This window comes from Streptomyces sp. NPDC016562 (assembly GCF_043076955.1).
Lineage (GTDB): Bacteria > Actinomycetota > Actinomycetes > Streptomycetales > Streptomycetaceae > Streptomyces.
This window is the reverse complement of the sequence record NZ_JBIBRZ010000002.1, coordinates 564,807-577,368: the sequence shown is the minus strand read 5'-3', so window position 1 is coordinate 577,368 and position 12,562 is coordinate 564,807. Positions and strand designations below refer to the sequence as shown.

The following is a 12,562-nucleotide window of genomic DNA, read 5'->3' as shown; positions in this document are numbered from 1 at the left end:
ATGTCGAAGCGCACGCTGACGACCGAGTCCGGCGCCCCGGTCGCCGACAATCAGAACTCCGCCACCGCCGGCGTCGGTGGCCCGCTCCTGATCCAGGACCAGCAGCTCCTGGAGAAGCTCGCCCGCTTCAACCGCGAGCGCATCCCGGAGCGCGTGGTGCACGCCCGCGGCTCGGCCGCGTACGGCTACTTCGAGGTGACCGACGACGTCACCGCGTACACCAGCGCCGCGTTCCTGAACACGGTCGGCAAGAAGACCGAGACCTTCCTGCGGTTCTCCACCGTCGCGGACTCCCTCGGCGGCGCGGACGCCGTCCGCGACCCGCGCGGCTTCGCGCTGAAGTTCTACACCGAAGAGGGCAACTACGACCTCGTCGGCAACAACACCCCGGTGTTCTTCATCAAGGACCCGATCAAGTTCCCCGACTTCATCCACTCCCAGAAGCGCGACCCCTTCACGGGCAAGCAGGAGCCGGACAACGTCTGGGACTTCTGGGCGCACGCCCCCGAGGCGACGCACCAGATCACCTGGCTGATGGGTGACCGCGGCATACCGGCGTCGTACCGTCACATGAACGGCTACGGCTCCCACACCTACCAGTGGACCAACGCCCAGGGCGAGGCCTTCTTCGTCAAGTACCACTTCAAGACGAACCAGGGCATCCGCTGCCTGTCGAGCGAGCAGGCCGCCGAGCTCGTCGGCAAGGACGCCAACTCGCACCAGACCGACCTGCTCCAGGCCATCGAGCGCGGTGTGAACCCCTCGTGGACCCTGTACGTGCAGATCATGCCCGCCGCCGAGGCCGCGGACTACCGCTTCAACCCGTTCGACCTCACCAAGGTGTGGCCGCACGCCGACTACCCGCTGCAGCGCGTGGGCCGTCTGGTCCTCGACCGCAACCCGGACAACGTCTTCGCCGAGGTCGAGCAGTCCGCCTTCTCCCCGAACAACTTCGTCCCGGGCATCACCGCCTCGCCGGACAAGATGCTCCAGGGCCGTCTCTTCGCGTACGCCGACGCGCAGCGCTACCGCCTCGGTGTGAACCACACCCAGCTGCCGGTCAACGCCCCGAAGGCGACGAAGGCCGACAACTACGGCCGCGACGGCGTCATGGCGCTGCGCAACGGCTCGCGCCACGACAAGAACTACGAGCCCAACTCGTACCAGGGTCCGGCCGAGACCGGTCTGGCGCTGGGCGCCCCGAAGGCCGTCTCCGGCTACACGGGCACCCACGAGGCCCCGGCCCACACCAAGGACGACGACTTCTTCCAGGCCGGTGAGCTCTACCGCCTGATGTCGGAGGCCGAGAAGCAGCGTCTGGTGGCGAACATCGCCGGCGGCCTGTCCCAGGTCACGCTGGAAGACGTCATCGAGAAGAACCTGGCTCACTTCCACGCCGCCGACGCCGACTACGGCAAGCGCGTCGAGGAGGCCGTCCGCGCCCTGCGCGACGCCTGAGCCGCACAGCTGTACCGGGGGCCTGACGGGAGGTCAGGCCCCGGGTGCTGGCCCGAGCTGCTTGCCCGGATGAGGGGTGGTACGCAGTGAGGGCAGGACGAGGACCGTGGTGGGCGTGCGAGCCAGTGCGGTGGTAATGGGTTCCGAGGCCCGTCTCTTGACCTGAGGGAGACGGCGCCGGAGTTCTCGTCGCCCGACCACCACGGTCCCAGCCATCCTCTTCCCGCGGGGGCCGCGCACAGAGTCCCCCGGGGGTACGAGGACCTCCTACTCCGCCCGGCGGTGCGAACGTCCTGTCGCGCCAGCCTCGCTCCGTCGGGCGGAACCAACCAGAGCGCCGAGTCACGGACGGTCCCGTGACTCGGCGCTTTGCCGTTTCCGACCCGACGGGCTTGCACGGCGCAGTCCACGCGCCCGAGCTCTCCGGCGATCCGGACTTCCTCTCCCCGCACCTGCCGCTGTGGGCCCTGCGCCCCGCCGTCGGCTGCGCCCACGGCGGGGCGCAGGAGCCACGGCGAAGCCGATAACGCCCGGGCCTCTTTGCTGTTCAACTGCCGAACCCAGGGCCTCGACCAGCGCTCCGGTGACCACACCGTGCTCGTCCACGTGCGCCGCAGGAATCTCGACGGGTCCGAGGAACGGCACGCCTCCTGGCTGGCGGAGCAGATCGGCCAGTCCGTCATCGGCCCACCCCAGTGGTGATCCTGGCGGCCACCGCGTCGGCGAAGGCGTCGGGGTGGTCGAACATGATGTTGTGACCGGCGCCGGGGACGGTCACGACGTCCACGCCGGCGGCCCGGAGCCCCTCCGCGCCGGGCAGGTCGCCGCTGAGCTCGCCCTGGAGGTAGACGCGCGGGACGCGCGCGTCGACGAACATGTCCCGCATCACGGGCTCGGTGCCCCGTACCAGGTGGGTGGCGGAGCGGTGCAGGGCGAGCGGATCGGCCAGGCGCATGGTGGCGGCCCAGGCCGGGCCGACGCGCTCCAGGACGCGGGCGAAGCCCCCGCCCCGTACGAACTGCTCCTCCGTGTACGACGCGATGCCGCTGCTGCCGGCCGTCGGCTCCGGAAACGCGTCGAGGTTGCCCTCGGTGACGACGAGCCGTCCCACCAGATCGGGCCTGCGGTGGGCCAGGACGATCGCGACCGCACCGCCCATGCTGTGTCCGGCGATCACCCCGGCGCGCACCCGGGCCGCGTCGAGCGCGGCGGCCAGGGCGTCGGCGTGGTCTTCGAGCCGGTAGTCGAAGGCGGCCGGCCGGTCGCTGATGCCATGTCCCGGAAGGTCGACGAACAGGACGCGTCGGCGGGCGAGTTCGGGGCGGGCGGCGATGTGCGCGTGGTAGACGGTCGACGCGGCGCCGAGGCCGTGCACGAACACGACCGCGGGCTCCTCCCCGGCCGCCTCGGTCCATCGGATGACGCTGCCCCGCTCGTCGAACCGTGCCTCGCGCACCGTGCACTCCCCTCTCGAATACTTCGCCGTCACAGTACTACGCCGCCGTAGTACTACGCCATCGGCTCACCTGGGAGAGAATGCGGGCATGCTGGAACTGTCCATCCTCGGCTTCCTCTACGAGACCCCGCTGCACGGCTACGAGCTGCGCAAACGCATCACCGCCCTCACCGGCCACGTACGCCCGGTGGGCGAGTCGACCCTCTACCCGGCCATCAAGCGCCTGGAGAAGGCCGGCCTGCTGGTACGCGAGACCCGGCCCGGGCCGGCCGCCGCGCCGCGCCAGGTCCTCACCCTCACCCCCACGGGCCGGGAGGAGCTCAGGCGCCGTCTCGCCGACGCGGACGGCCCCGAAGTGACGGACGAGAACCGCTGGTTCACCCTCCTGGCCTTCCTGCGCCACCTCGACGACCCCGCCGCCCAGGCCGCGGTCCTGCGGCGCCGCCTCGCCTTCCTGGAGGAACCCGCCAGCTTCTTCTACGACGGTGAACGCCCCCTGCGCGCCGAGGACTTGGAGGACCCGTTCCGCCACGGCATCCTCACCATCGCCCGCGCCACCACCCAAGCGGAGCTCACCTGGCTCCACGCCACCCTCACCGACCTGGAGAGCACCGCCGCGGGCGGGTTCGGTCAGCCGCTCTGTCCGTAGTTCATGAACCAGTGCGTGTCGAAGAAGCGGGCCATCGTGAACGGGTGGTGCGGGTCGGTGAGGACGCGGCAGACGAACTCGGCGGCTGGGCAGTCGAAGGGGACGTCCTCACCGTCGAAGGACCGGATCACGACCGGCCAGCGGTCGGGGTCGTCGCCGTCGGTCCTCCAGCAGTACAGGTTCTCGTGCTCCGTGCCGGCCCAGATGAGCAGGCCGTCCTCCCTGAGGTCCGTCCACGGCTCCTGGTTCAGGTCCAGGAATGCGTCGAAGGCGCCCTTGCCGAACGTCTCGACCATGCGCTTGTAGTCGCTCGGCAGCGCGGTGCCCAGGCGGGACTCCATCGCCGCCCAGTCCACGTCCGGCCGTTGGTCGGGCAGTGTCCAGCCGGTGATCAGCCTGAGCCGCTCCACCCAGTCGGTGTCCGCGCCCTCGTGCTCGCCCTCGTCCGGAGCGACGGGCTCGGGCACATCCCTGCCACCCACTACCAGCACCGACCGCTCGGCCCCTTCGGGGTCGCGCGCCGTCCCCGTGCCGATCCACTGATCCCCGTACGCCCACGCCCGCAGCGTCACGGCGCGGGTGCCGAAGGGGACGAGGAGAGCCGCGCCCCTGGAATCGTCGACCGTCGGATCGGTGAAGCCGTCGAGGACGAGGGTGCGCGGGACGCCGTACCTGCCTGCGAGAAGGTCGGTCAGTTCCTGCAAGTCCAGGTCGCCGGGCAGGTAGAGGTAGCCGTCCCCCGGGCCGAGTCGGGCCAACAGGTCATTGACGGCCTCGTGCGTGAGCTCCATGACGGTCAGTGAAGCGCACCGCACCGACAATGCGGCTCGCCAGGCCCTCTCATGCGCGAAGGGCAACGGAACGACCCCCGGCCCTCTGAGGAGGGGCGGGGGTCGTTACGGGTTGGCGAGTGCCGGGGGTGATCAGACCTGGAGGGGCTTGATCGCGGTCGGGGCGTGGCCCGGCTCGGTGGCGAGTTCCTCGAACTCGGTGACGTCGCTCATGTCGACCGTCTTGCTCATCGAGATGTTGGTGACGCGCTCCAGGATGGCCTCGACGACGACCGGGACCTGGAACTCCTGGGCCAGCTTCTTGGCCTGCTCGAAGGCGGCGCCCAGCTCCTCCGGGTCGGTGACGCGGATGGCCTTGACGCCCAGGCCCTCGGCGACCTTGACGTGGTCGACGCCGTAGACGCCCAGCTCGGGGGTGTTGATGTTCTCGAATTCGAGGTTGACCTCGAAGTTGATGCCCAGGCCGCCCTGCGCCTGACGGATCAGGCCCAGGTAGGCGTTGTTCACCAGGACGTGGACGTAGGGGACCTTGTGCTGCGCGGCGACCGCGAGCTCCTCGATCATGAACTGGAAGTCGTAGTCGCCCGAGAGCGCGACGATCGGGGTCTCCGGGTCCGCGGTGGCGGCGCCGATCGCGGCCGGGATGGTCCAGCCGAGCGGGCCGGCCTGGCCGCAGTTGATCCAGTTGCGCGGCTTGTAGACGTGCAGCATCTGCGCGCCGGCGATCTGGGAGAGGCCGATGGTGGTGACGTAGCGCGTCTCCGGGCCGAAGGCCTTGTTCATCTCCTCGTACACGCGCTGCGGCTTCATCGGGATGTTCTCGAAGTGCGTGCGGCGCTGCAGCGTGGCCTTGCGCTCCTGGGCGGAGGCGGCCCAGGCGCTGAAGTCGGGCAGCTTGCCCTCGGCCTTGAGCTCCTTGGCGACCTCGATGAAGAGCTCCAGCGCGGCCTTGGCGTCGGAGGCGAAGCCGAAGTCCGGGGCGAAGATCTTGCCGATCTGGGTGGGCTCGATGTCGACGTGGACGAACTTGCGGCCCTTGGTGTAGGCGTCCAGGTTGTAACCGGTGTGACGGTTGGCCCAGCGGTTGCCGATGCCGAGGACGAAGTCCGACTCCAGGAAGGTCGCGTTGCCGTAGCGGTGCGAGGTCTGGACGCCGACCATGCCCGCGCTCAGCTCGTGGTCGTCCGGGATGGTGCCCCAGCCCATGAGGGTGGAGATGACCGGGACGCCGGTCAGCTCGGCGAACTCGACCAGCAGGTCGGAGGCGTCGGCGTTGATGATGCCGCCGCCGGAGACGATCAGCGGGCGCTCGGACTCCAGCAGGAACTGCAGGGCCTTCTCGGCCTGGGCGCGGTTGGCCGTCGGCTTGTAGACCGGCAGCGGCTGGTAGGTCGCCGGGTCGAACTCGATCTCGGTCAGCTGGACGTCGATCGGCAGGTCGATGAGGACCGGGCCGGGACGGCCGGAGCGCATGAGGTGGAAGGCCTGCTGGAAGACGCCGGGGACCTGCGCGGCCTCCAGGACCGTCGTGGCCGCCTTGGTGACCGGCTTGGCGATCGAGGCGATGTCGACGGCCTGGAAGTCCTCCTTGTGGAGCTTCGAGACCGGGGCCTGACCGGTGATGCACAGGATCGGGATGGAGTCCGCGATGGCCGAGTACAGGCCGGTGATCATGTCGGTGCCGGCGGGGCCGGACGTACCGATGCAGACACCGATGTTGCCCGCCTTGGCACGGGTGTAGCCCTCGGCCATGTGCGAGGCGCCCTCGACGTGGCGGGCCAGCGTGTGGTTGATGCCGCCCACGTTCTTGAGCTCCCGGTAGAACGGGTTGATCGCAGCGCCGGGCACGCCGAACGCTTGCGAAACGCCCTCGAGCTTGAGGATCTCCACTGCAGCGGCGGCGGCTGTCATACGGGGCATCGAGTTCTCCTGCGGGTCTGGCGGTCAGGCTTTTCCGTAATCCGGAAGTTTTGTTCTGCTATACGGAACAAGCTATGCGGGGCTCCCCCTCTCGTCAAGGCAGGAGGGGACCCCCGAAGCCACCAAAAGCCGCGTCTCGGCCTGTCGGTTGCACAAATGACCGGGGCGACGACCCGAAATGGCGTGCGCTCTCGCCCCGGCGGTAGCCGGTGGTGGAGCATGGACCCACGCACAGCGACGGAGGGGGTCCAGGTCTCATGGCGGAAGCGGTACCGGTGCGCTGCCCGGCGTGCCTGCGCGAGAACGGCTACACCGCACCGGTCTTCCCGTGCGCCTGCGGGAGCCCGGTCCATCCCCCGCTGGATCTGGCGGCGCCTCCGCTGCCGCTGACCCACCGCACCTGGTCGGACACCTGGGTGGCGGTGCGGTGCGCCGCCTGCGGGCGGGAGAGCGAGTGGCCGCACCCGGAGGTGGGGTGCGGCTCCTGCGGGACGGTGGTGCGCCTTCCCGTGCACCCGCTGGAGCAGCAGGAGGGGCCGGCCGATCCGACGGGCCCGGCGGGTCTGACGAACCCGCCCGCCGGCTCAGCGACCGCCGCCTCCGCACCCCCGCCCGGCCGGGACGCCGGCTCCGCGCCCGCGCCGCACATACCGCTGCCGCCGACCGCGGCCGTGCCGCGGCCCGCGTTCCGCCCGGTGACCATCCGTACGGCCCGCGACGCAGTGGCCACGGCCGCGCTGTACCTGCGCTGGCTCGGCTTCCAGGACGTACGGCAGCCCGACGGGCGCCCGATCCCGTCGGCCGCCGTGGACCTGCGGGCTCCCGGGCTGGTCGCGCAGGTGGACCCGACCACCGCGCCGGCCGGGCTGCGGGCGGTGGAGTGCGTCTGGCTGAACGGACTCACGGCCTCCGCGACCAGCGTCTACTTCGCGCTCGCCGGGTACACCGAGGACGCCCGCACGCGCGCGGACGATCTCGGGATACCGCTGTTCGTCATGGACCTGACGGGCATGCCGCAGCCGGTCAACGACCCGGCGGACGAGCTGGTGGGGTCGGGGGCCTAATCTCGGAGGCGTTACTCACCGCTTGCCGAGGAGAGCCCGATGAGCCTGTACGACATTCCGCTGACCACCCTGTCCGACGAGCCCACCAGCCTGGCGGCCCACAAGGGCAAGGCGATCCTGCTGGTGAACACCGCCTCGCAGTGCGGGCTCACCCCGCAGTACTCGGGACTGGCGCGCCTGCAGTTCAAGTACGAGGAGAAGGGCTTCACCGTCATCGGCGTGCCCTGCAACCAGTTCGGCGAGCAGGAGCCCGGCAACGCCGACGACATCCAGACCTTCTGCGCGGCCGGCTTCGGCGTCACCTTCCCGATCCTGGAGAAGTCCGAGGTCAACGGTGAGAACCGGCACCCGCTCTACCAGGAGCTGGTGAAGACCCCGGACGCGGAGGGCGAGGCGGGGGACATCCAGTGGAACTTCGAGAAGTTCCTGATCTCCCCCGCCGGTGAGGTCGTGGCGCGCTTCCGTCCGCGCACCGAGCCCGAGTCCCCCGAGGTCATCGCGGCGATCGAGGCTCACCTGCCCGCGTAAGGCCGTCTTCGGGGGCCGTACCGCCCGGCCTCAGAGCAGGTCGGCCTCGTGGTACTCCCCCGCCGAGCCGGCCGCGGTCAGCTCCCGGAGTTCCACCCGGCGGATCTTTCCGGACACGGTCTTCGGGAGCGCGGCGAACTCGATGCGGCGGATCCTCTTGTACGGGGCCAGCACCGCGCGGGAGTGCTCGAACAGCACCCGGGCCGTCTCCGGACCGGGCTCCCAGCCGGCCGCGAGCGTGACGTACGCCTTGGGGACCGCCAGCCGCAGCTCGTCGGGGGCCGGTACCACGGCGGCCTCCGCGACCGCCTCGTGCTCCAGCAGGGCGCTCTCCAGCTCGAACGGGCTGATCTTGTAGTCGGAGGCCTTGAAGACGTCGTCGGAGCGCCCGATGTAGGTGAGGTACCCGTCGGCGTCGCGCGAGGCGATGTCGCCGGTGCGGTAGAGCCCGTCCGCCATCGCCTCGGCGGTGCGCTCCGGGTCGTCGCGGTAGCCGGTCGTCACGCCCGCGGGCCGGGTGCGCAGGTCCACGCAGAGTTCGCCCTCGTCGGCGGACTCCTTGCCGGTGACCGGGTCCAGCAGGACGATCTGGTAGCCGGGCGCGGGCCGGCCCATCGAGCCGGGCTTGACGGGCACGCCGGGGAAGTTGCCGACCTGGAGGGTCGTCTCGGTCTGGCCGAAGCCGTCGCGGATGGTGATGCCCCAGGCCTCGCGGACCTTCTCGATGACCTCCGGGTTGAGGGGCTCCCCGGCGGCGACCGCTTCGCGCGGGGGCCGGGCGAGCCGGGTGAGGTCGGACTGGATCAGCATCCGCCACACGGTGGGCGGGGCGCAGAAGGTGGTCACGCCGTGCCGGTCCATCTCGGCCATCAAACGCTCGGCGTCGAAGCGGGTGTAGTTGTGGACGAAGACGGTCGCGCCGGCGTTCCAGGGGGCGAAGAGGTTGGACCAGGCGTGCTTGGCCCAGCCGGGCGAGGCGATGTTGAGGTGGACGTCGCCGGGGCGCAGCCCGAGCCAGTACATGGTGGAGAGGTGCCCGATGGGGTACGAGGCGTGCGTGTGCTCGACGAGCTTGGGGCGGGCGGTGGTACCCGAGGTGAAGTACAGCATCAGCGGGTCGGTGGCGAGCGTCTCCCCGTCCGGGCTGAAGGAACGGCCGGCCCCCTCGTGCATGTCGGCCAGCCGCCGCCAGCCGGACGGGGCCTGCGGCCCGGCGGCGATCCGGGTGTAGTCGCCCGGCACCTCGTCGAACTTGGCGGTGTCCTCGGCGCGCGCGATGACGTGGCGGACGCGGCCGCGCTCCACCCGGTCGCGCAGGTCGGCCGGGCCGAGCAGCGGGGTCGCGGGGATGACGACGGCGCGCAGTTTCATCGCGCCGAGCATCACCTCCCAGAGCTCGCGCTGGTTGCCGAGCATGACGAGGATCCGGTCGCCGGGCGCGACGCCCTGCTCGCGCAGCCAGTGGGCGGCCGCGTCGGACCGTACGGAGAGCTCCGCGAAGGTGACGCCCTCGCTGGTGCCGTCCTCCTCGACGATGCGCAGGGCGTCCGCGTCGTTGCCGGCGGCGAGCTGGTCGAACCAGTCCAGGGCCCAGTTGAAGTGACGGGGGCGGGGCCAGGTGAATCCGGAGTGGGCGGCTTCGTAGTCACCGCGGCGTTCCAGCAGGAAGTCCCGCGCGGCCAGGAACTGGGCGGTGGCGCTGTGCTGCGTGCTGTCGGTCGTCATGGCAGGCATCGTGCCGCGTCCGGTCCGGGGACCACCAGAGCGGCGTCAGCCGCGGATTGACCCGAAGCGGACGGAAACCCTGCCTGCGTGGTCGCCTGCGCCCGCGTCCGTGTCCGTGTCCGCGCCCTCGGCCCCGCGCATGTCGGCGGCCATCCGCTCCCCCTCGGCGACCACCTCCTCGCGCTGCGCCGGCGAGAGGTCGCCGAACGGCTCGACGGTGAGCACGTCCCCCTTCAGCTTCCACAGACCGGCGAGGAACCCGTCGACGAGGAGCGTGCAGTGGGCCTGGTTCCCGGTCCAGGCACGCCCCTTGGCCGCGGGGGCGATCACGCGGGTGCGGTCGGCGTGCGAGAGCAGGACGTTGTCGAATTCGGGGAGGAAGCGGGGTGGCGCCGGGGTGTCCGGGTCGGGGCGGGGCGCGTCGGGAAGGTCGAAGAGTTCCACGCCGTGCTCGTCCCGGAAGGCGAGCAGCCCGGGCCGCAGCCGCTCGAAGGCCTCCCGCAGCCGGGTGAGCCCCGCCCAGACCTGCATGTCCTTGACGGATGCGGGCCCGAAGGCGGAGAGGTAGCGCCGTACGACCTCGTCCACCGGCTGCGCCGCGCCCGCCTCCCGCCCCAGCCAGCTCTCCACGGTGGTCAGCCTGACCTGCCCGCTGCGCCCCCACACCCCGCGCGGGGTGACCTGCACCAGCGGCAGCCGGCAGCGCGCGGCGACGGACAAGGACTGCGGGTCGGCGCCGGGCCACTCTCGGAGCAGTTCCTCGCGGATCTCGGCCATGGTGCGCGGCTCGGCCTCGACAAACGCGCGGGCACGTTGCGCCAGCCGGTCCAGGTCCACCCCGACGAGCCCCTTGCGGAAATAGCTGACCTCGCGCTCGCGGGCGGGCTGGACGAGCGGACGCAGAGTGAGCGCGTCCTGCGCGGTGTGGGTGTGGATGGTGGAACGCATGGTGACCATCCGGACCACCTCACGGGACTCCATGAGCCCGGCCAGCTCGGCGGGGCGGAAACCGGCGAGCCGGGCGTGGAGCTGGAAGTAGGGCGGCTTGACGTTCTGCGCCTGCAGTCCGAGCAGGTGGGCCACGGCGTCCCGCGCGGACATCTCGGCACGGCGCAGCAGGAGCTGGCGGGCGAGGGTGGCACGGTTGAGAGCGCGGGTGTCGAGTACGGGGTGCTTCGGGTGCTTCGGATGCGTCGTCCTGGAGGCCATGACAGCAAGCTAGCCCTCCTTGCGGACAGTTTCTGTCCGCGACTCCGCCCTCCGCGCCCCTTGCGCGCAGGCCCCACCTTGACCGACCGCCCGGACCGGAACCGGCTAATGTCTTCCGGTCACGGACGGCAATCGGAGCGTCCGATCAACTCAGAGGATCAACATGACCGACCTGGATGTGCTGCGGGCAAGCCTTGCGTCCGGTGAGCACGCGTTCGCCGACACCCTGGCCTTCGTCTCCGCGCACTACGCCTATCAGCCGCAGGCGTTCCGCAACGGGGACGTGGACAACGCCGCAGGCGAGAACGAGGGTTCCTGCAAGACGCTGGGCCTGGCCCTGCTGGAAGGGCTGAGCGACGAAGAGGCGCTGCTGGCGTTCGGTGAGCACTACCGCAGCGTGCTGGCGACGCCGGACGGCACGGATCACAGCAACATCCGCAACCTCATGGCCCACGGCCTGGCGGGCGTGAGCTTCGCCGGGCAGCCGCTGACCCGCAAGAGCTGAACCCTGGTACGCGCCCCACGACCGCATGCTGCTCAGCGGCACAGGGCGGTGTCCACGGTGCGTTCGAGCTTCCGTCGGCTCGCCTCGTCGGTGAGCTGCATCGTGACCGTGACGTTGGCGGCGCGGCCGTCGTCGGTGACGCCGCCGCGGCTCTCGTATCCCGGGAAGCTGCCACCGTGGCCCCAGGAGAGGCCGCCGCACGGCAGCGGCCGGCTGACGAGTCCCAGGCCGTAGCGGGCGCCGGGGCCGAACGTCTCTTCGGCCGGGACGGTGGAGCGCATCTGGTCGAGTTGCTCCGCGGGCAGGAGGCGGCCGGCCAGGAGTGCGCCGAAGAACCGGTTGAGGTCGGAGTTGGTGGAGACCATCTGGCCTGCCGCCCAGCCCCACGAGGGGTCGATCTCCGTGATGTCGCGCAGCGGGGCGTCCGCCGACTCGCGGTAGTAGCCGTGGGGGTGGGGCTCGCGGATGCCCGCGTCACGGGGGGCGGGGAAGTAGGTGTGGCGCAGCCCGATCCGCCGGACGATGCGCTGGTCGATCTCCTCGGCCAGGGGGCGTTTGGTGACCTCCTGGACGATCAGGCCGGCGAGCACGTAGTTGGTGTTGCTGTACTTCCACCCCTTGCCGGGGGCGAAGTCGGCCGGGTGCCGCAGGGCCGTGGCGAGCAGTTCGCGGGGGTCGTAGTACCGGACGTCGTCCCCGAGGTAGTTGCTGTAGTTGGGAAGTCCGCTGGTCTGCTGGAGGAGATGGCGGACGGTGATGTGCCGTCCGTCGATGCCCTCCCCGCGGACGAGGCCGGGCAGGTAGGTGTCGACGTAGGCGTCCAGGGCCAGCCTGCGCTCCGCGACGAGCTGGAGGACGACCACGGCGACGAAGGTCTTGGTGTTGCTGCCGATCCGTACCTGCCCGTCGACGGGTACGGGGGCGCCGGTGGCCAGGTCGCCGACCCCCGCGGTGTAGGTGCGGCTGGGGCCGTGACGGCCCTTGACGCTCGCCAGGGCGGCGGGCATCCCGTCGTCGCGCACCAGCGCGTTCAGGTGCTGCTGGACGGTGCCCGGCCGGGCGGCGGCGGGGGCGGGCGGCTCGGAGGCGAAGGCGGGTGGGGCGAGGACGCCCAGCGTGATGGCGCCGATGGCCAGCGCGGTCGCGGCGGGCAGGGCCCGTCGCCGCGCGCCCCGTCGCCGGCCGGGCGAGCGGAGCCGTGAGAATGTCTGTGCAGGCATGAGTGAACTCCAGAGAAGTCGTTGGAATCGCGGGGTC

12 protein-coding genes are annotated in these 12,562 nt (G+C 71.0%); 6 read left to right on the top strand and 6 right to left on the bottom strand.

Annotation, left to right across the window (positions count from 1 at the left end):
- Positions 1-1,458 carry a catalase gene (locus tag ACF059_RS10390; RefSeq protein ID WP_392054210.1) on the top strand — a complete coding sequence of 486 codons (1,458 nt, stop codon included), beginning with the start codon at positions 1-3 and terminating at the stop codon, positions 1,456-1,458.
- A 540-nt stretch (positions 1,459-1,998) separates the two neighbouring features.
- Positions 1,999-2,160 (top strand): hypothetical protein, encoded by a 162-nt coding sequence (locus ACF059_RS10385; RefSeq protein WP_392054207.1) that lies wholly within the window; start codon positions 1,999-2,001, stop codon positions 2,158-2,160.
- Here the strand turns inward: ACF059_RS10385 and ACF059_RS10380 are convergent.
- Positions 2,138-2,914, bottom strand: a complete 777-nt coding sequence (locus ACF059_RS10380) for an alpha/beta fold hydrolase (RefSeq protein ID WP_392054204.1) — start codon at positions 2,912-2,914, stop codon at positions 2,138-2,140. The genes ACF059_RS10385 and ACF059_RS10380 overlap by 23 nt on opposite strands.
- Before the next feature lie 88 nt (positions 2,915-3,002).
- Between ACF059_RS10380 and ACF059_RS10375 the strand changes: the two genes are divergently transcribed.
- Positions 3,003-3,563: a PadR family transcriptional regulator gene (locus ACF059_RS10375; RefSeq protein ID WP_392054201.1), complete on the top strand. Its 561-nt coding sequence runs from the start codon at positions 3,003-3,005 to the stop codon at positions 3,561-3,563.
- Here the strand turns inward: ACF059_RS10375 and ACF059_RS10370 are convergent.
- Both ACF059_RS10370 and gcl read right to left on the bottom strand, forming a co-directional pair.
- Positions 3,545-4,354, bottom strand: coding sequence for a hypothetical protein (locus ACF059_RS10370; protein ID WP_392054198.1), 810 nt, complete (start codon positions 4,352-4,354; stop codon positions 3,545-3,547). The genes ACF059_RS10375 and ACF059_RS10370 overlap by 19 nt on opposite strands.
- Positions 4,355-4,486: 132 nt before the next feature.
- The gene (gene gcl, locus ACF059_RS10365; RefSeq protein ID WP_392054195.1) at positions 4,487-6,274 is read right to left on the bottom strand and encodes a glyoxylate carboligase; all 1,788 of its coding nucleotides are present in this window, start codon (positions 6,272-6,274) and stop codon (positions 4,487-4,489) included.
- Between the two features lie 257 nt (positions 6,275-6,531).
- Here gcl and ACF059_RS10360 point away from each other — a divergent pair, with 257 nt between their 5' ends.
- Complete coding sequence (locus ACF059_RS10360; RefSeq protein WP_392054192.1) at positions 6,532-7,338, top strand: hypothetical protein; 807 nt, start codon at positions 6,532-6,534, stop codon at positions 7,336-7,338.
- Between the two features lie 39 nt (positions 7,339-7,377).
- On the top strand, positions 7,378-7,866 hold the full coding sequence (locus ACF059_RS10355) for a glutathione peroxidase (protein ID WP_360900855.1): 489 nt from the start codon (positions 7,378-7,380) through the stop codon (positions 7,864-7,866).
- A 30-nt stretch (positions 7,867-7,896) separates the two neighbouring features.
- On the opposite strand, the gene ACF059_RS10350 is transcribed toward ACF059_RS10355, so the two are convergent.
- A complete protein-coding gene (locus ACF059_RS10350) occupies positions 7,897-9,591 on the bottom strand; it encodes an AMP-binding protein (RefSeq protein ID WP_392054189.1) in 1,695 nt (564 codons plus the stop codon).
- 45 nt (positions 9,592-9,636) lie between these two features.
- On the bottom strand, positions 9,637-10,800 hold the full coding sequence (locus ACF059_RS10345; RefSeq protein WP_392054186.1) for a winged helix DNA-binding domain-containing protein: 1,164 nt from the start codon (positions 10,798-10,800) through the stop codon (positions 9,637-9,639).
- 163 nt (positions 10,801-10,963) lie between these two features.
- Between ACF059_RS10345 and ACF059_RS10340 the strand changes: the two genes are divergently transcribed.
- Positions 10,964-11,305: a HopJ type III effector protein gene (locus ACF059_RS10340; RefSeq protein WP_392054183.1), complete on the top strand. Its 342-nt coding sequence runs from the start codon at positions 10,964-10,966 to the stop codon at positions 11,303-11,305.
- Positions 11,306-11,337: 32 nt separating this feature from the next.
- Here ACF059_RS10340 and ACF059_RS10335 read toward each other — a convergent pair whose 3' ends face one another.
- Entirely contained in the window at positions 11,338-12,525 is a 1,188-nt protein-coding gene (locus ACF059_RS10335; protein WP_392054180.1) for a serine hydrolase domain-containing protein, read from the bottom strand.
- Positions 12,526-12,562 lie beyond the last annotated feature (37 nt).